Source organism: Pseudomonas sp. LFM046, assembly GCF_000949385.2.
In the GTDB taxonomy this organism is placed as follows: Bacteria; Pseudomonadota; Gammaproteobacteria; order Pseudomonadales; family Pseudomonadaceae; genus Metapseudomonas.
The window spans coordinates 502,990-521,593 of sequence record NZ_JYKO02000001.1; the positions used below are offsets into that span (position 1 = coordinate 502,990).

14 protein-coding genes and 1 riboswitch are annotated in these 18,604 nt (G+C 68.6%); of the genes, 7 read left to right on the forward strand and 7 right to left on the reverse strand.

Annotation, left to right across the window (positions count from 1 at the left end):
- The first annotated feature begins 7 nt into the window (after nt 1–7).
- Both garD and TQ98_RS02395 read left to right on the forward strand, forming a co-directional pair.
- A complete protein-coding gene (gene garD / locus TQ98_RS02390; RefSeq protein WP_044872671.1) occupies nt 8–1,564 on the forward strand; it encodes a galactarate dehydratase in 1,557 nt (518 codons plus the stop codon).
- A gap of 28 nt (nt 1,565–1,592) precedes the next feature.
- Entirely contained in the window at nt 1,593–2,531 is a 939-nt protein-coding gene (locus TQ98_RS02395) for a 2-hydroxyacid dehydrogenase (protein WP_044872670.1), read from the forward strand.
- 141 nt (nt 2,532–2,672) lie between these two features.
- Here TQ98_RS02395 and cobJ read toward each other — a convergent pair whose 3' ends face one another.
- From cobJ to cobG, 4 genes are all read right to left on the reverse strand, one after another.
- The gene (gene cobJ, locus TQ98_RS02400; protein ID WP_044872669.1) at nt 2,673–4,322 is read right to left on the reverse strand and encodes a precorrin-3B C(17)-methyltransferase; all 1,650 of its coding nucleotides are present in this window, start codon (nt 4,320–4,322) and stop codon (nt 2,673–2,675) included.
- 90 nt (nt 4,323–4,412) lie between these two features.
- A complete protein-coding gene (locus tag TQ98_RS02405) occupies nt 4,413–5,162 on the reverse strand; it encodes a precorrin-2 C(20)-methyltransferase (protein WP_044872668.1) in 750 nt (249 codons plus the stop codon).
- The gene (locus tag TQ98_RS02410; RefSeq protein WP_044872667.1) at nt 5,159–5,785 is read right to left on the reverse strand and encodes a precorrin-8X methylmutase; all 627 of its coding nucleotides are present in this window, start codon (nt 5,783–5,785) and stop codon (nt 5,159–5,161) included. Before TQ98_RS02410 ends, TQ98_RS02405 begins: the two co-directional genes overlap by 4 nt.
- Nucleotides 5,782–7,098 (reverse strand): precorrin-3B synthase, encoded by a 1,317-nt coding sequence (cobG, locus tag TQ98_RS02415; RefSeq protein ID WP_103102855.1) that lies wholly within the window; start codon nt 7,096–7,098, stop codon nt 5,782–5,784. Before cobG ends, TQ98_RS02410 begins: the two co-directional genes overlap by 4 nt.
- 86 nt (nt 7,099–7,184) lie before the next feature.
- A riboswitch (cobalamin riboswitch) is annotated at nt 7,185–7,378 on the reverse strand.
- An 81-nt stretch (nt 7,379–7,459) separates the two neighbouring features.
- On the opposite strand from cobG, the gene TQ98_RS02420 reads away from it, so the two are divergent.
- The 4 genes from TQ98_RS02420 (at nt 7,460) to TQ98_RS02435 (ending at nt 11,324) form a co-directional block, all read left to right on the forward strand.
- On the forward strand, nt 7,460–8,662 hold the full coding sequence (locus tag TQ98_RS02420; RefSeq protein WP_044872666.1) for a bifunctional cobalt-precorrin-7 (C(5))-methyltransferase/cobalt-precorrin-6B (C(15))-methyltransferase: 1,203 nt from the start codon (nt 7,460–7,462) through the stop codon (nt 8,660–8,662).
- 132 nt (nt 8,663–8,794) lie between these two features.
- Nucleotides 8,795–9,892: a cobalt-precorrin-5B (C(1))-methyltransferase gene (locus TQ98_RS02425; RefSeq protein ID WP_044872665.1), complete on the forward strand. Its 1,098-nt coding sequence runs from the start codon at nt 8,795–8,797 to the stop codon at nt 9,890–9,892.
- Nucleotides 9,889–10,620 carry a cobalt-precorrin-6A reductase gene (locus TQ98_RS02430; protein WP_044872664.1) on the forward strand — a complete coding sequence of 244 codons (732 nt, stop codon included), beginning with the start codon at nt 9,889–9,891 and terminating at the stop codon, nt 10,618–10,620. The genes TQ98_RS02425 and TQ98_RS02430 overlap by 4 nt, the downstream gene beginning before the upstream one ends.
- Nucleotides 10,617–11,324 (forward strand): (2Fe-2S) ferredoxin domain-containing protein, encoded by a 708-nt coding sequence (locus TQ98_RS02435; protein ID WP_044872663.1) that lies wholly within the window; start codon nt 10,617–10,619, stop codon nt 11,322–11,324. Before TQ98_RS02430 ends, TQ98_RS02435 begins: the two co-directional genes overlap by 4 nt.
- Nucleotides 11,325–11,414: 90 nt before the next feature.
- On the opposite strand, the gene TQ98_RS02440 is transcribed toward TQ98_RS02435, so the two are convergent.
- Both TQ98_RS02440 and TQ98_RS02445 read right to left on the reverse strand, forming a co-directional pair.
- Complete coding sequence (locus tag TQ98_RS02440) at nt 11,415–12,068, reverse strand: VWA domain-containing protein (RefSeq protein WP_082073226.1); 654 nt, start codon at nt 12,066–12,068, stop codon at nt 11,415–11,417.
- A 2-nt stretch (nt 12,069–12,070) separates the two neighbouring features.
- Complete coding sequence (locus TQ98_RS02445) at nt 12,071–13,072, reverse strand: AAA family ATPase (RefSeq protein ID WP_103102856.1); 1,002 nt, start codon at nt 13,070–13,072, stop codon at nt 12,071–12,073.
- Between the two features lie 519 nt (nt 13,073–13,591).
- Here TQ98_RS02445 and TQ98_RS02450 point away from each other — a divergent pair.
- The gene (locus tag TQ98_RS02450; RefSeq protein WP_082073225.1) at nt 13,592–14,683 is read left to right on the forward strand and encodes a 3-deoxy-7-phosphoheptulonate synthase; all 1,092 of its coding nucleotides are present in this window, start codon (nt 13,592–13,594) and stop codon (nt 14,681–14,683) included.
- Between the two features lie 106 nt (nt 14,684–14,789).
- Here TQ98_RS02450 and cobN read toward each other — a convergent pair whose 3' ends face one another.
- Nucleotides 14,790–18,524 (reverse strand): cobaltochelatase subunit CobN, encoded by a 3,735-nt coding sequence (cobN, locus tag TQ98_RS02455; RefSeq protein WP_044872661.1) that lies wholly within the window; start codon nt 18,522–18,524, stop codon nt 14,790–14,792.
- Between the last annotated feature and the right edge of the window lie 80 nt (nt 18,525–18,604).

Consider the following 18,604-nt stretch of genomic DNA (forward strand, 5'->3'; position numbering starts at 1 on the left):
GTCAGCCATGCAGTTGATCCAACACCAGGACTCCCCGCGCCACGTACGCCTGCACCCGGACGACAACGTCGCCATCGTGGTGAACGAACAGGGCGTGGCCGAAGGCGGGCGGTTTCCCGATGGCCTGGTCACCCGTGAAGCCATTCCCCAGAGTCACAAGGTCACCCTGGTGGACATCCCCGCCGGCGGCGCCGTGCTGCGTTACGGCACCGTCATCGGCCATGCCCTGCGGGAGATTCCCCGTGGCAGCTGGGTACGCGAGGAACTGCTGAGCATTCCCGAGGCGCCGGAGCTGGACCACTTGCCCCTGGCCTCCGCCGTGCCGCCGACCTTGGCACCGCTGGACGGTTATACCTTCGAAGGCTTCCGCAACCCGGACGGCAGCGTCGGCACCCGTAACATCCTCGGCGTCACCACCACCGTGCAGTGCGTCACCGGCGTGCTGGACCACTGTGTGGAGCGCGTGCGCAAGGAACTCCTGCCGAAGTATCCGAACGTCGATGACGTCGTCGCCCTGACCCACAGCTACGGCTGCGGCGTGGCGATCAACGCACCGGATGCGGTGATCCCGATTCGCACCCTGCACAACATCGCGCGCAACCCTAACCTCGGCGGCCAGGCGCTGGTGATCGGCCTCGGTTGCGAGAAACTCCAGGCCGAGCAACTGATGCCAGGGGACGAACTCACCGCTGGCCAGGACGAGGAAGCCTGGCTGTTCCGCCTGCAGGATTCAGCCAGCGGCTTTGCCGGCATGGTCGAGCAGATCATGGGCATGATCGAGGACCGCCTGCAGGTCCTCGACCAGCGCCGCCGGGAAACCTGCCCGGCTTCCGAGCTGGTGCTGGGCATGCAGTGCGGCGGCAGCGACGCCTTTTCCGGCGTCACCGCCAACCCGGCCCTGGGCGTGGCCGCCGACCTGCTGGTGCGGGCTGGCGCCACCGTGATGTTTTCCGAGAACACCGAGGTGCGTGACGGCATCCATCTGCTCACCCCGCGCGCCGCCACTCCGGAAGTGGCCCGGGCGCTGGTGCGGGAGATGGACTGGTACGACCGCTACCTCGCCCGTGGCATGGCCGACCGCAGCGCCAACACCACCCCCGGCAACAAGAAGGGCGGGCTGAACAACATCGTCGAAAAGGCCATGGGCTCCATCGCCAAATCGGGCAACAGCGCCATCAACGGCGTGGTCGCTCCCGGCGAGCGCGTGCGTGGCAAGGGCCTGCAGTATTGCGCCACCCCGGCCAGCGACTTCATCTGCGGCACCCTGCAACTGGCGGCGGGCATGAATCTCCATGTCTTCACCACCGGACGCGGTACGCCCTATGGCCTGGCCGTGGTCCCGGTGATCAAGGTCTCCACCCGCACCCAACTGGCCGAACGCTGGCCCGACCTGATCGACGTCGACGCCGGGCGCATCACTTCCGGCCGTATCACCCTCGAAGAGCTGGGCTGGGAGCTGTTCCGCTACTACCTCGATGTGGCCAGCGGCAAGGCGCACACCTGGGCGGAGAAGCACCGGCTGCACAACGACCTCACGCTGTTCAACCCGGCCCCTGTAACCTGAGCCGGCCAATCATTCGAGGAACACCAGGATGGCACCCAAGGTCCTTCACATCGGCCCGTTGACCGAGCGCTTCAACCAGCGCCTGGCCGACGAGCACGAGGTGGTGCAGCTGTGGCGGCAGGGTGATGCCCTGGCCTACCTCGACGAGCACGGCGGCCAGTTCGATGTCGTCGTGACCTCGGCGCGCTTCGGCTACTCCGCCGCCATGTTGGCGCGCATGCCCAATGTGCGTGCCATCTGCAGCTTCGGCGTCGGCTACGACGCCATCGCCGTCGACCTGGCCCGCGAGCGCGGCATTCAGGTCAGCTCCACGCCGGACGTGCTGAACGACTGCGTGGCCGACCTGGCCATGGGGCTGCTGATCGATTGTTCCCGGCGCATCAGCGCGGCCGACCGCTTCGTCCGCGCAGGGCTCTGGCCCGCCGGCAACTTCCCATTGGCGCGCAAGGTCAGCGGCAAGCGCCTGGGCATCGTCGGCCTCGGCCGCATCGGCAAGGACGTGGCCCGTCGCGCCAGCGGTTTCGATATGCAGGTGCGCTACCACAACCGCCGCCCGGATGCCGACAGCTCATACGGCTTCGAGCCGGACCTGCCGGCGTTGGCGCGCTGGGCCGATTTCCTGGTGCTGACCTGCCCGGGCGGCGCGGCCACTCATCACCTGATTTCGGCACCGGTGCTCGACGCCCTCGGCCCGGAGGGCATCCTGATCAACGTCGCCCGTGGTTCGGTGGTGGACGAACAGGCCCTGGTGTCGGCGCTGACGGAAGGGCGCCTGGGCGGTGCCGGCCTGGACGTGTTCCAGGCCGAGCCAAGCGTGCCTGAAGCCCTGCTGACGCTGGACAACGTGGTGCTGGCGCCGCACATCGGCAGCGGCACCCTGGATACCCGCCTGCAGATGGAAGAACTGGTGTTTGCCAACCTGCGGGCCTTCCTCGACGAGGGCGAAGTGCTGACCCCGGTGGTCTGACCAGCCCCCCACGCATTTGAGCTGCAGCTTCGCAGCCCGTAGGTTGGGCTGAAGAATGAAGCCCAACGTCACGGTGTATCGAGGGACCCGGATCGTTGGGCTTCGCTGCGCTCAGCGCCAACCTGCGGCCGAGCCAGAGCGCTAGCGATACCAGCGCGGCGTGTAGACCCAGTCCTCGCCGTTCCCTTTCGGCACCCGACGAGTCAGCGACGAGCCGATGATCACCAGCGTGCGCATATCCACTTGCTCGGGGCGCAGCTCGCCCAGGCTGGTGAGGGTCAGCTTCTCCGCCGGGCGGCCGATGTCGCGGCCCAGCACCACCACCGTTTCCGGGCGGCGGTGGCGGGCGACGATTTCCAGGGCGCGGCCCAGTTGCCAGGGGCGTGCCTTGGAGATCGGGTTGTAGAACGCCATGGCCAGGTCGGCAGCGGCCGCGTGGTCTAGGCGCTGCTCGATCACCTCCCACGGCTTGAGGTTGTCCGAGAGCGACAGCAGGCAGAAATCGTGGCCCAGCGGCGCGCCGGCCTTGGCTGCGGTGGCCAGTGCGGCGGAGACGCCGGGGAACACCTGCAGCTCCACCTGCTGCCATTCCGGTACGCGGCATTCATCCAGGGCCTCCAGCACGGCGGCAGCCATGGCGAACACGCCGGGGTCGCCCGACGACACCACCACCACACGCCGGCCGCTGGCGGCCAACTCGAAGGCATGGCGGGCCCGTTGCAACTCTTCGCGATTATCGGTGCAGTGCGCCACCTGGTCGGGACGCAACGGCCCGGCCATGCGGATGTAGGTTTCGTAGCCCAGCAGATCCTCGGCTTCGTCCAGCGCCTGGCGTGCGGCGGGCACCATGAATTCGGCGGCGCCGGGGCCCAGGCCGACCACCGTCAGGCGACCGCGCGGCTGGCCGAGCCGGGATGGGTCCAGGGGCTCGGCAGCCAGATAGAGGCGGATGCCGGCTCCCATCTGGCGCAAGGGCGGCAAGGCAGTCTCGTCGGTGATGAACCGCAGTGGCACGCCGAGTTCGGCGGCGGTCGCTGCCAGTTCGGCGTCGACCATGCGTTCGCGATCCGCCACCAGGCAGGCCAGGGACAGCGGCGCGAGACCGGCAGCTTCCAGCGCTCGTCGCAGGGCTTCGGCACTGGCTTCGCCGTCGATTCGCGCCACGGCGACGCGAGGGTGGATCAGCAGTTCATCGCGCTGCGCCGTGCGCGCTTCGGCGGTGATGTGGATAACTCGCCTGGCCTCCTTGGCCAGCGGCAGGCGAGCCTCGTCCAGCCAGGGGGCCACGCCCTCCACGCGAACCGCCTCGCCGCCCAGAAGATCCGAGACGAAGCGCTTGCCCTGCTCGATATCGGCGAGGGCATAACCCGCCGGTGGGTCCAGCAGACAGGTGCCGAAACGCAGCTCACCGCTGGTGGTGATGGCTGGCGCCACCGCAAATAGGGCGGCGATCTCCCGCGCCATGCGATTGACCCCGCCCAGGCCGCCCAGCAGCGGCACCACGGCGCTGCCGTCCTCGGCCACCACCAATACCGGCGGTTCGGCGCCCTTGCTCGCCAGCAGCGGCGCCAGGGTGCGGATGACGATACCGGCCGCGCACAGGGCGATGATCGGCGTATCGCTTCGGTACAGCTCGCGCAGGGTGTCGCCGAACTCGGCGTAGGCCTCATCTGCACCTTCGACACGCCCGGCCAGGCCGAGGACGCGCGCCTGTGGATAAAACGCCTGGATGCGCCTCGCGACGGGCAGGCCGGTGTTGCCGAGCAGGACGATGGCCGGGGCGTTAGGCATGGCGAGGTACCAAGGGTAGGGTGCGCCGTGCGCACCATGGGGAAGTGGTGCGCACGGCGCACCCTACGGGGAGAGTCCTGTCAGGCGCCATCAGCCTCTCCACTTCTGGCCGGGGATGACGATCATCGAGAAGTAGGGCGAGGCCATGGGGTCCACCTCGTCCAGCGGCACGATGCGCTGGTTGGCCATGGTGGCGCGTTCCACATAGTGGGCGCGGTCGGCGATGCCGAGGTCCTGGAGCACGCGACGCACCTTGTCGAAGTTGCGCCCGAGCTTCATCACCACGGCGGCTTCGGCGTCCGCGAGGCGCGTTTTCAATTCGTCTTCCGGCAGTACACCGGAGAGCACCGACAGGCTCTGGTTGCGATACACCAGCGGTACGCCGAGCACCGCCGCGCTGCCCAGCATGGAGCAGACGCCGGGCACCACGTCCACCTCATAGCGGCCGGCCAGGCGGTCATGCAGGTACATGTAGGAGCCGTAGAAGAAGGGGTCGCCTTCACAGATCACCGCCACGTCGCGGCCAGCGTCCAGGTGCCGGGCAACCTGTTCGGCGGCGGTGTCGTAGAAGTCGCTGATGACGGTCTCGTAGGACAGCGGCGGCTCCAGCTTTTCGGTGGTCACCGGATAGACCAGCGGCATGCGCTGCTGGGCATCGGTCAGGTGCTGCTCGATGATGCCGAAGGCGTTGCCGCCTTGGCCCTGGCTGGCCTTCGCCTTGGCCACGAAATAGCCCACCACCGGCGCCGATTGCAGCAGGCGCAGGGCCTTCACCGTAATCAGTTCCGGATCGCCGGGGCCCACGCCCAAACCAATCAACCGTCCCTTGCGTTCCATCATTCCACCTCCGTGGCCAGGGCGTTGACCGCCGCGGCCGCCATGGCGCTGCCGCCGCGACGGCCGCGCACGATCACATAGGGCACGCCGCGGCTATCGGCGGCGAGCATGTCCTTGGATTCCGCCGCACCGACGAAGCCCACCGGGAAGCCGAGGATCAGGGCCGGCTTCGGGGCGCCGGCATCGAGCATTTCCAGCAGGTAGAACAGCGCGGTGGGCGCATTGCCGATCACCACCACGCTGCCTTCCAGGTGCTCGCGCCAGTGCTCCAGGGCTACCGCCGAGCGGGTGTTGCCCCGTTCACGCGCAAGCTCCGGTACGCCGGGATCGTTGAGGGTGCAGACCACCTTGTTGTTCGCAGGCAGGCGGGCGCGGGTAATGCCTTCGGCCACCATGCGTGCATCGCAGAGGATCGGTGCGCCAGCGGCGATGGCCGCACGGCCAGCAGCACCGGCGTCGGGGGAGAAGCGCAGGTCCTCCACCACATCGACCATGCCGCAGGCGTGGATCACCCGCACCGCGAGCTTTTCCAGGTCGGCGGGAATGCCGGCAAGGTTGGCTTCGGCGCGGATGATGGAGAAGGAGTTGCGATAGATCTCCTGACCATCGCGGATGTACTCGATCATGGGGTGGAACTCCAGGTGTCAGGAGAGGCGGCCAGGCGTTCACCGGCCTCTTGGATGCTGATCTCGCGCGCCAGCTGTTGGCCGAAGCCGGTGCCGCCGCGCTGGTAAAGGTCGTAGCGGCCGGGGCCGGTCGCCAGCAGGGTAAAGGGCGCCACATGGGCGGCGGCGCAGGAGCGCGGACAGCCGCTGAGGTGGACGTGGGCGCCGGGGGGTAGCAGCGGTGCCAGGGCCAGACCATCGGCCTTGGTGTCGGCCAGGCCTTTGGCGCAGCCGGCGGAGCCGGTGCAGGCGATCAGACGTGCCAGCGGCTCGCGGGCGTCGGTGACCAGCCCCATTTGGCGCATCTCGTACAGCACTGCCTCGGGGCCGCGGGCATTGGGCAGCAGCACGGATTGCCAGGGCGTCAGGCGCAGGCTGCCGTCGCCCTGGGCATCGGCGAGGTCTGCCAGGGCATGGAGCTGCGTGGGGTCCAGTCGACCCAGGACCGGCGCGCCGCCGACGTGCTGGCTATAGCGAATACCCAGGTGGGCGAAGGGCTGCGGGGCAGGGCGATGCCAGTCGCCGGCGGGCAGCAGGGGCCTGTCCAGACGCTGCTGCAGGCGTAGCAACAGGTCGCCTGACGGACGGTGTTCCAGTACGTGGCGCATGCGCGTCTGCTCCGGCGTCGCCAGGTCGAGGAACAGATCGAGCAGGGCCTCCACCAGCGCCGGAACCTGGGTGCGGGGCACGGCAGCCAGCGCAGGCACATCGTCTGCCGATTGTGGCGGGCAGCCCGCCAGGCCGAAGGCGAACAGCGCGTCTTCGCCCCGGCCCATGGCGGCCAGCCAGATATCGTGGGGGTGGTCCAGCATCGCCATGGACTCGCCGCCATCCAGCAGCAGGGCGAACTTGGGCGACAGGGCGTGGAAGTGTGGCTTGCCTTGCAGCAGCGCGAGGATCTGGTCGGCCAGCGGCGAGACATCCACCGCGGCGCGGGGATCGAGCCCGGCCAGGGGGCTGACCATCAGGTTGCGCACGTCGTCGGCGCCGGGGGAACCGGCGCCCAGTCCGGCGGCCAGCAGGGCATCGATCAGCGACTGCTCGGTGCCGGCCTTCACACCGCGAATCTGCAGGTTGGAACGATTGGTGGCCTCGATCACGCCGCCGGCATGCTCGCTGGCGGCCGCCGCCACGGCGCGGGCCTGGCCAGACGTCAGCCGGCCGCAGGGCAGCTTGATGCGGCAGATGCCACCGTCTTTCGCCGGGACGATGCGCAACAGCCCGGGACAGGCCGAGGGGCGGACGGACGAAGATGTGGGCTGGGCGTGCTTCACTCAGGTCACCATGGTTGGCGTCGCGGCGACCCGGTTCCCTAAGTTAGGGACAACGTTGCACCGATACACCCCGCTCGATGCGTACACACGCGACTGGTTCCACCGGCAGGTCTCCTGGCTGGCAGGTCGTCATCCTCTGCGGTCTTCCCAGGTTGCCCCAGTGACCCGAATGCATGGACTCGCTGCTTACAGTTGCGGGGGCAGCCACGGCTCGGCCGTGTTCCCTCTTAGGCTGGGGCTCGTCAGGTGAGCGCCAGCGACCGATGAAGGGCGCTATTATGCCCGCTTTGCCCGGACCGATGAAAAGGCTGCCTGTCGGAAGCCGAATGGCCTTGGCGTTTTCAGAGATCGAGGACAGCAGATGCAGCCCTGGCTGACAGTGGTGGGAATTGGCGAAGACGGCTATGCGGGCCTTGGCAAGGCCGCGCGCCGTGCATTGCTGGAAGCCGCCGAAGTGGTCGGCAGCCCGCGCCAGCTCGACCTGCTGCCGCACTGCATTCGTGCCCGGCGCACGCCGTGGCCGAGCCCATTCTCAGTGGTGCCGGTGCTGGAAAAGAGCGGGACGCCGGTCTGCGTTCTGGCCAGCGGTGACCCCATGTTCTTCGGCGTCGGTGCCAGCCTGGCGCGGCAGGTGGCGGTGGAGGAAATGCACGTGATTCCGGCGCCTTCGTCCTGTTCCCTGGCCGCCGCTCGCCTGGGCTGGCCGCTGCAGGACGCGACCCAGCTCTCCGTGGTGGCGCGGCCCCTGGCGGCACTCAACGCCTATCTCCACGACGGCGCCCGACTGCTGGTGTTGAGCAACGACGGCGACAGTCCGGCCGCCATTGCCGCGCTGCTGATGGAGCGGGGCTTCGGCCGAAGCCGGATCACCGTGCTGGAGCACCTGGGCGGCGAGCGGGAACGGCGCATCGACGGCATCGCCAGCGACTGGTCCCTTGTCGACGCCGCCGCGCTTAATCTCGTGGCCATCGAATGCCGGGCGGAGGAGGGCGTTCGCTCGTTGCCACTGACCACCGGGCTGCCAGACGATGCCTACCGCCACGACGGCCAACTCACCAAGCGTGATGTCCGCGCCATCACCCTGGCGAGGCTGGCGCCGCGTCCCGGTGAGCTGCTTTGGGATGTGGGCGCCGGTTGCGGCTCAATCGGCATCGAATGGATGCGCGCGCACCCGAGCTGCCGCGCCATCGCGATCGAAGCCAACGAGGGCCGACAGGACCATATTCGTCACAACCGCGATGCCCTCGGCGTGCCCGGCCTGCAACTGGTGGCCGGCCAGGCTCCGGCAGCGCTCGACGGCCTGCCCGCGCCGGATGCCATCTTCATCGGCGGCGGCGTCACCGAGCCCGGTGTGCTGGACACCTGCTGGGAGCAGTTGAAACCCGGCGGACGCCTGATCGCCAACGCCGTGACCCTGCAGAGCGAAGCCACGCTGGTGGCCTTCCGCGAACGCCAGGGCGGCGAACTCACCCGCATCGCCATTGCCCAGGCCCAGCCGCTGGGCGGCTTCGATACCTGGCGCTCGGCGTTGCCGATTACCCTGCTCGAAGTGGTGAAGCCGTGACGAACTCACCGCTTGTATCCCCTCTCGCGCTTGCGGGAGAGGGGCCGGGCGGGAGGGGCTTTGCCGAGCTTTCGTGCGATGGCCACCCCCCTCTCCTCCAAAGGGGCGAGAGGACTGAACCGAGCGTGCCCCATGCGTGACGAAACCCCCGAACAACCCGCCCCCCTGCGCAGCGGCTACACCACCGGCAGCTGCGCCACCGCCACCAGCCTGGCGGCAGCGCGCCTGTTGCTGGGGGGCGAGGCGACGGATGCGGTCGAGATCACCCTGCCCAAGGGCCAGCAGGTGCTGATGCGCCTGGAGTTCTGCCGCCTGATCGAGGGTGGTGCCGAAGCCGGAACCCTCAAGGATGCCGGCGACGACCCGGACGTGACCCACGGCGCGCTGATCTACGCCCAGGTGCGCTTGGCGGCCGAACCCGGCGTGCGTTTCCACGCTGGCCCCGGCGTCGGCACCGTCACCAAGCCGGGCCTGACCCTGGCTGTCGGCGAGCCCGCCATCAACCCGGTGCCCCGGCAGATGATGACGGGCCACCTGACCCAACTCGCGGCGGAGCAGGGCTACGCCGGCGGCTTCGAGGTGACCCTCTGCGTGCAGGGCGGCGAGGAGCTGGCGCTGAAGACCATGAACCCGCGCCTGGGCATCCTCGGCGGGCTTTCCATCCTTGGCACCACCGGTATCGTCCGGCCCTTCTCCTGCTCGGCGTACATCGCTTCCATCCATCAGGGCATCGATGTCGCCCGCGCCAACGGTTTCACCCATCTCGCGGCCTGCACCGGCAACGCCAGCGAGGACGCCATGCGCCGTCGCTATCACCTGGATGACACGGCCCTGATCGAGATGGGCGACTTCGCCGGCGCTGTACTCAAGCACCTGCGCAAGGCGCCTGTGGAAAAACTCAGCCTGTGCGGTGGCTTCGGCAAGATCAGCAAACTCGCCGCCGGCCATCTGGACCTGCACAGCCGCAGCTCCAGTATCGATCTGCCGCTGCTGGCGCAATGGGCTGCCGAACTGGGAGCCAGCACCGAGTTGCAGGAGGCCATGCGCGGCGCCAATACCAGCCAGCTGGCGCTGGTCATGGCCCATGACGCGGGCATTCCGCTGGGCAATGCGGTCTGCGCCCACGCCCTGGCTTTCGCCCGCAAGACGGTGCCGGCCAGCGTGACGCTGGAGGTCTTCGCCATCGACCGTCAGGGGAATATCGTCGGCGAAGCGGTGGAACAGCCATGAAGCGCATCCTCCTGCTGGGCGGCGTCAGCGAAGCCCTGGCCATCGCCCGCCGCCTCGGCCCCGACCACATTTACAGCCTCGCCGGTCTCGGCAAAGTGCCGGATGACCTCGCTTGTCAGGTGCGCGTAGGCGGCTATGGTGGCGCCGAGGGACTGGCGCGATTCATCGCACAAGAGGCTATCGACCTGTTGCTGGACGCTACCCATCCCTATGCCGCGCAGATCAGCCAGAACGCTGCCACGGCAGCCTCGCTGTCTGGCATCCCTTGTTGGGCGCTGCGCCGTCCCGGCTGGCAGGCCGGCCCCGGGGACGACTGGCGCGAGGTGGCCGATTGGGCCGAGCTGATCGAGGCGCTGAAGGGGTTCCGCCGGCCCTTTTTCACCCTGGGGCGTGAGCCCCTGGAACACCTCCACGAAATCCCTTCGCAGCAGCACTGGACGGTGCGCTGCCTGCAATCCCAACCGGCGGGCGAGCGTTACGACGTCATCGGCGCTCGCGGTCCCTTCAACCTGGACGACGAGCGCGAGCTGTTCTCCCGATTGCAGAGCGATGTGCTGATCAGCAAGAACAGCGGCAGCCAGTCCACCGAGCCCAAGCTGCAGGTGGCCCGCGAATTGGGGCTGCCGGTCTTGATCCTCAAGCGTCCGGATTTGCCTGGCGTGGCTCGCGAATTCGATTCCGTCGAAGGCCTCTGGCAGGCCCTCACGACCTACCTGGAAACCCCATGACTGCAACATCCTACGCTCGCGTGCTATTCGCCGGACCGGACCTTGGCAAAGGCTCCTTTGCCGAACTCTTCCGCCGCCAGCTCACGACCCTGCTCGGCGAGGCGGCCCTGGCCGATATCGTCGACACGTCCTCTGGCTACGACGCCCTGTGGCCCGTTGTGCAGTCCAGCCCGCGCCCGCTGCTGGTGGTCGACCTCGATCCGCAATCCTCCCCCCAGCACCTGGACTGGTTGCGCAGCGAACTGGGCAGGCTGGACGCCCCCGACCAGCTCTTCGCCGCCAGCCTGCTGGGCCAATACGACACCGACCCGGCAGGTGCCGCCTGCACCCTGGCCGACCGCCGCGAACTGCACCGTCCCTGTGTGGATGTGCCGGTCCTGCCCGAACGCCATTCCTGGTCCTGCATCCCGCCCCATTCCCGCCGGCTGCTGCTCTGCAACGGCCCCCGCTGCACCCGCCGTGGCGCACTGCCGCTGTGGAAGAAACTGCGCGAAACCCTCAAGGCCGCCGGCAAGCTGGAATGCGACGGCGGTGTGCTGATCACCCGCACCCACTGCCAATACCCCTGCGACGAAGGCCCCACCGCCAGCCTTCAGCCCGACGGCGAGTGGTACTGCATTCGCAATGAGGAAGAGGTGCTGCGCTGGGTGCAGGAGCGGATCGTGGAAGACCGGCCGGTGCCGGAGATGTTGATGAAGGCGTGACCGGGGCGGCGTCATTGATGGGTTTAACGCCGCCCGCCCATCTAAGGAGCCGCCACGTAGGATGGGTAGAGCGGAGCGAAACCCATCGATTCACAGCTCGGAGATGGTCCTGTACTCCGCGCCCAACTCCTCCGCCAGCTTCTTCGCACGCCCCAGGCGAATCGGCCCCCCCTCGATATTCACCAGCAGCGTCGGGCAACCCAGCGGCTCCAGCGCCGGCCATTCCTTCAAACGCCCATCGGTGAGGATCAGCATTCGCTGCTCCTCGGCCGGCTTCTGTCGTTGCCGACGTGCCAGCCAGTGTGCTGATTGCTGCAGCGCGTCGATCAATGGAGTGCCACCGCCGGCACCAAGTTCGGCGAGCCAGTGGTGCAGGGCGGGGGAGGCTTTCTGACCCTGCCAGAGCCACTGTGGCTGGCGCCCAGTGGCGTGGAGCACGGCGAGGCGGGTGCGCTGGCGATAGGCGGCGTCGAACAGATTGGCCAGCAGCCCCTTGGCCTGGGCCAGCGCGCCGTGGCGGCGGGTGGAGGCGGAGGCATCGACGACCACCAGCCAGAGCTGGTCAGGGCGCTGGCTGCGCGGCGCACGCACCAGGTCGGCGGCCTTGCGCGGGCGACCGCGCAGGAGCGTGGGCAACCACTGGATTGCACCATTGGCGCCCGAGCGGCGAGCGCCGCTGCGGCCGTTGCCAAGAGTGCCGGGTCTGGGCCGGGCACCCGCCCCTGTGACCGTACGCGGGCGGATGCTCAGGGCTTTTTTGGCCAGCGCGGCAGGTCGCGCCGTTCACCCATGGGCACCGCGTGTGCCGGCAATTCGCCCCATTGGCCTTCGCCACCGGATGCCTGCGATTGCGAGCCAGCGGGCGGGGACTGCGGCGGCTGGGACGCGGGCGGCGGCGTATGAGTACGGCGATGAGCCAGCGCGAAATGCTCGACGGCGTCGATATCCGCCGCCTCGATCCGCTCGGCACCTCGCCAGGCGGCATGGGCGCGGGCGGCACGCAGCCAGACCAGGTCGGCGCGCAGGCCGTCGACTCCGGCGGCGAAGCAGCGCTGGGCGATGTCATCCAGGGCGGCATCGTCCAGCGGAATGTTCGCAAGACGTGCGCGGGCATCCTGGCAACGGTGGGCGAGGGCCTGTTGCTCGTCACTCCAGCGGGCGATGAAACCCTGCGGGTCGGCGTCGAATGCCAGGCGACGGCGGACGATCTCGGCGCGCTCGGCCGGTTGTGGCTGGCCGTCCTGCAGTACCTTGAGACCAAAGCGGTCCAGCAGCTGTGGGCGCAGTTCGCCTTCCTCGGGGTTCATCGTGCCGATCAACACAAAGCGCGCCGCGTGGCGGTGGGAGATGCCGTCGCGCTCCACCTGGTTCACGCCGCTGGCGGCTACATCCAGCAGCAGGTCCACCAGGTGGTCGGGCAGCAGGTTCACTTCATCCACGTAGAGCACGCCGCCGTGGGCCTTGGCCAGCACGCCGGGGGAGAAGCGGGCGCGGCCTTCGCCGAGTGCGGCGTCCAGATCCAGGGTGCCGACGATGCGTTCCTCGCTGGCGCCCAGCGGCAGGGTGACGAAGATGCCGTCCGGCAGCAGTTCGGCAATGCCCCGGGCCAGGGTGGACTTGGCCATGCCGCGCGGACCCTCGATCAGCACGCCGCCAATGGCCGGGTCGATGGCCGCGAGGTAGAGCGCCAGTTTCAGCTCGTCGGCGCCGACGACGGCGCTCAGGGGGAAGTTGGGAAGCTCGGACATGGCTGGTTCCTGCAAAAGCATGCCGCGCATGTTAGCGAAAGGTCTGAATAGCCGATAGAAATCAGTGATTGAACGGTGCGCGGCGATGAAGTAGGTTAGCCAGCATTCGCTTTGGAGATTGTCATGCCGCACCTCGCTTCCACTTCGCTCACCGCTCGCCAGGCTCAGGCCGTGGCGCGTGTGCGTGTGGCCGCTGCGGCCAGCTATTTCTATGGGTATTGGTTTAGCCACGGGCTGGCCTGATACCCAATCAGGCGGCCCACTCCAGCAGGGTCGCCGCCAAAGCTCCACGAAACCCCCGGTCGGCAACCCGACCGGGGGTTTTTGTTTTCCGGCTCACAAGGCCACTCACCGAGATACAGACAGGATCGCACCATGATCAGCTACCGCACCTACCAGACCTATTACCGCAACTCCGACTGGCGATTTAGCCGCTTCAGCACCGCTCAGACACCTTTGAATCGAACACCCAGATAGCGCCGCGCGCGGATCGAGCCGCGCCGGCTGAGGACGCCAGTCATGAATTCGCATCTATCCGTTCTGTCCACCACTGTACAGCCGCTCCACGCCATCGCGCTGGAGGCTGCCTTGCCGCCATCCCGCAGCACCCGCCCGCTGCCCACGCCCGCCGAACTGCGCCAGCGCCTGCCGCTGACCCATGAATGCTCCCGCCAGATCAGCGCCCAGCGCGATGCCGTGCGCGCCGTGCTGGACGGTGAGGATTCGCGCCTGCTGGTGGTGGTCGGTCCTTGCTCCATCCACGACCCGGAATCCGCCCTCGACTACGCCCGCCGCCTCGCTGCGCTGGCGCCGGAAGTCAGCGACCAGCTGCTGCTGGTGATGCGCGCCTACGTCGAAAAGCCGCGCACCACCGTGGGCTGGAAGGGCCTGGTGTATGACCCGCACCTGGATGGCCGCAGCGACATGGCCGAGGGCCTGGCCCTGAGCCGCCGGCTGATGCTGGAGATGGCCGAGCTGGGTCTGCCGGTCGCGACCGAACTGCTGCAGCCACTGGTGGCCGGTTACCTGGACGACTTGCTGAGCTGGGCCGCCATCGGCGCGCGCACCAGCGAATCGCAGATCCACCGCGAGATGGTCAGCGGCCTGGACCTGCCGGTGGGCTTCAAGAACGGAACGGACGGCAGCCTCGGCATCGCCACCGACGCCATGCGTGCGGCGGCCCATGCGCACCAGCACTTCGGCATCGACGCCCATGGCCGCCCGGCGCTGGTGGAGACAGCCGGCAACGCCGATACCCACCTGGTGCTGCGCGGTGGCCACAAGGGGCCTAACCATGACGCCGCCAGTGTGCAGACGGCCCGCGAAGGGCTGGAGAAACTCGGCATCGCACCGCGCATCATGGTCGATTGCAGTCACGCCAACAGCGGCAAGGACCCGCTACGCCAGCCGGCGGTGCTGGAAGACGTGGTCAATCAACGCCTGGCCGGCCAGGACTCCCTGCGCGGCGTGATGATCGAGAGCCACCTGTTCGATGGTGCGCAGTCGCTGTCCTGCGAACTGCGCTACGGGGTTTCGGTTACCGATGGGTGCCTGGGCTGGGAAGGCACCGAGCGCATCCTGCGGGAGGCGGCAGAAAGGTTGCGGGGGTGATTTGCCGAGCTCCGAGCGGCGCCGGGCATCCCTCACCCCAACCCTCTCCCAAAGGGAGAGGGGGCGGGGGTGAGGGCAGCATCAGGTCGCTCGGTGCATCCGGGAATCACTGCTCCTCACTATCCAGCAACAGGTTCTCGATCGCCTCGCGGTACGCCCCCGGGTTTTCCCAGAGCCCACGCTGCTGCGCTTCCACCAGCCGCTCGGCGATATCGCGCAGGGCTTCGGGGTTGTGTTGGTGGATGAACTCGCGGGTGTCTGCGTCCAGCAGGTAGGCGTCGGCCAGCAGCTGGTACTGGTGGTCGTCCACCAGTTCGCTGGTGGCGTCGAAAGCGAAGAGATAGTCCACCGTCGCGGCCAGCTCGAAGGCGCCCTTGTAGCCGTGGCGTTTCATGCCGGCGATCCACTTGGGATTGGCGGCGCGGGCGCGGACCACGCGAGCGAGTTCTTCCTTGAGCGAGCGTATGCGCGGCAGGTCCGGCTGGCTGTGATCGCCGTGGTAGCTGGCGACCTTCTCGCCGCGCAGGGTTTCGGCGGCGGCGAGCATGCCGCCCTGGAACTGGTAGTAGTCGTTGGAATCGAGGATGTCGTGTTCGCGGTTGTCCTGGTTCTGCAGCACCGCCTGGAGCCGCTCCAGGCGCTGGGCGAATCGTTCCCGCGCTGGCGTCCCCGCATCCTGGGCGCCGTAGGCATAGCCGCCCCAGTTGAGGTAGACCTCGGCCAGCTCGGCGCGGTCCTGCCATTGGCGTTCCTCGATAGCGCCCTGCACGCCAGCGCCATACGCGCCGGGCTGAGCGCCGAACACCCGCCAGCCGGCCTGCAGGCGGGCGTCCTCGACGGCCAGGCCCTCGCTGGCGAGGCGTGCGCTTTCCTGCTTCACCCGTGCGGCCAGTGGGTTCATGTCCTCGGGCTCGTCCAGTTCCGCTACGGCTTGTACGGCAGCGTCGAACAGGCGGATCAGGTTGGCGAAGGCATCGCGGAAGAAGCCTGACACGCGCAAGGTCACGTCCACACGCGGACGGTCCAGCAGCGACAGCGGCAGGATCTCGAAATCCTCCACCCGTTGGCTGCCGGCCTGCCACACCGGGCGCACGCCCATCAGTGCCAGGGCCTGGGCGATATCGTCACCGCCGGTGCGCATGGTGGCGGTGCCCCACACGGAAATACCGAGCTGGCGCAGGTGGTCGCCGTGGTCCTGCAAGTGGCGCTCCAGCAGCAGGCTGGCGGACTGGAAGCCCAGGCGCCAGGCGGTGGGCGTGGGCAAATTGCGCACGTCCACGGTGAAGAAGTTGCGGCCGGTGGGCAGCACGTCGAGTCGCCCGCGACTGGGGGCGCCGCTGGGCCCGGGCGGGACGAAGCGGCCTTCAAGGGCGGCCAGCACGGCGCCGATTTCGGCAGCGCCACAGGCGTCCAGGGTCGGCGCGATCACCGCGCGCAGGGTGTGGATAACCGCATCGCTCGCCGGTCCGATGGACTCGGTTTCCGGCGCCGTGATCATCCGCAAGGCCAGCAGTTCCAGGCGCTCGCGGGTATCGCCATTGCTGCGCCAGGGTTCAGCGCTGGCCCCTTCCAGCACGGCCGGACGCGGGCCTTGCCAGGGCTCGGCCCAGTTCAGGTCCAGTGGGTCGGTGCCCAGTGCCAGGTCGGTGGACAGGGCGCGTAGCAGGCTGGCGTTGGCGCCTTTGCCGTCGCCACGGGGGATGCGCACCAGTGACAGCAGGGTGTCGTCCCGCAGGCGCCCGGCGGGGGACTCGCCGAATACATGGAGACCGTCGCGGATCTGCGATTCCTTGAGGTCGCAGAGGTAGGCATCCAGTTGCGGCAGCCAGCTTTCCGGGTCGTCGTTGATGACGAGATTCAGCTCGCGGTCGAGCGCGGTGGCTTTCACCAGCTCGAGGATTTCCCCGCGCAATTGCACGGCCCGGCGTGGGTCGAGCAGGGAGGCGTCGTAGTACTCGTCGGCCAGGCGCTCCAGGTCCCGCAGCGGGCCGTAGTTCTCGGCGCGGGTCAAGGGTGGCATCAGGTGGTCGATGATCACCGCCTGGGCGCGGCGCTTGGCCTGGGCGCCTTCGCCGGGGTCGTTGACGATGAACGGGTAGAGGTTCGGCAGCGGGCCCATCACCGCATCCGGCCAGCATTCGGCGGACAGGCCGACGCCCTTGCCCGGCAGCCATTCCAGGTTGCCGTGCTTGCCAACGTGGATCAGCGCGTCAGCGGCGAACACTTCCCGCAGCCAGAAGTAGAAGGCGAGGTAGCCGTGGGGCGGTACCAGGTCGGCGTCGTGGTAGATGGCCGCTGGGTCCAGTTGGTAGCCGCGGGCGGGTTGGATGCCGACGAAGGCCAGGCCGAAACGCAGACCGGCGACCATCATGCGGCCGCTGCGGAACATCGGGTCCTGCTGCGGCTCGCCCCAGCGCTCGCGTACGGCGCGCTGGTTGGCCTCGGGCAGGCGGACGAAGCAGGCGAGGTAGTCGGAGAGGGCCAGGCTCTGGGCGCACGGGCGCAGGTCCAGGCTGTCCAGGTCGTTGCTGACGCCGCCCAGCAGGCTGTGGATAAGCGCGGTGCCGCTGTCCGGCAGGCCGGCGAGCGGATAGCCCTCGGCCTCCAGCGCGCGGAGGATGTTCAGGGCGGCGGCCGGGGTGTCCAGCCCCACGCCGTTGCCGATGCGGCCGTCGCGGGTGGGGTAGTTGGCGAGGATCAGGGCGACGCGCTTGTCGGCATTACGCTTGTTCGCCAATTCGCACCAGCGCCGCCCCAGTTCGGCGACGAAGTCCATGCGCTCCAGCTGCGGCAGGTAGCAGACGACGTCGCTCTGGCTGCGTTCGCTGCGCCAGGCCAGGCCCTTGAAGCTGATGGGGCGGGTGATGATGCGGCCGTCCAGTTCCGGCAGGGCGATGTGCATGGCCAGGTCGCGCGGGCCCAGGCCTTGGGGGTTGTCGCACCACAGCGGTTCGTTGTCCAGGGAGCAGATGGCCTGCAGCACCGGGATATCGCGGCGGAAGGGGCGCAGGCTGGGGGCGTCGGGGTTGGACTGGGCGAAGCCAGTGGTGTTGATGATCAGGCCGGCTTCGGCAGCATCGAGCCAGTCTTCCACCGTCGCCAGGCACTCGGCTTCCTTGAGGCTGGCCACGGCGATGGGCAGGGGATTGAGACCCTGGGCCGCCAGGCGCTCGCAGAACGCGTCGATAAAGGCCGTGTTCGCGGCCTGCAGGTGGGTGCGGTAGAAGAGCAGGGCGGCCACCGGCTGGTCCGGCTGCCAGTCGGCTTTCCACTCCTCCAGCCGCGCATTTCGCAGGCGCGGGTGGTACAGGGCGACCCGCGGCAGCGCTCGGGGCTCGTTCCAGGGGTAATCGCGGCCGAGCCAGCGCCCGGCCAGGCAGTTGAAGAATTGCCGGGCATTGTCCAGGCCGCCCTGGCGCAGGTACTGCCAGAGGCGCTCGGCATCTTCGGCCGGCACGTTGCAGAGGCTGGCCAGTTCCGGGTCGGGGCGGTCGTCGCCGGGGACCAGGATCAGCTTCGCGCCGCGTTCGGCCAGGGCCACCAGTTGCTCGATGCCGTAGCGCCAATAGCTCACCCCGCCGTGCACCGAGATGAAGATGACCTTGGCGTGCTGCAGCACCTCGTCCACGTAGAGGTCCACCGAGGCGTGGTTCTGCAGCTGCATGGGGTTGGCCAGGCGCAGGCTGGGGAAGCCTTCGGGGAGTTCGCGGGCGGTTTCGGCCAGCAGCGCCAGGTGCGAATCGCCGCTGCAGAGGATCACCAGCTCGGCGGGCGTCTGGGCCAGGTGGGCGATGCCGTCGTCGGGGACGAAGCCGCCGGGTTGGGTGCGCAGGAGGTGCATGGGGTGCCTTTACGTCCTCGGAGGGAGGGTGGGGGAGCGTCCCAGTGGGCGGAGGCTTCCCTCACCCCCGGCCCCTCTCC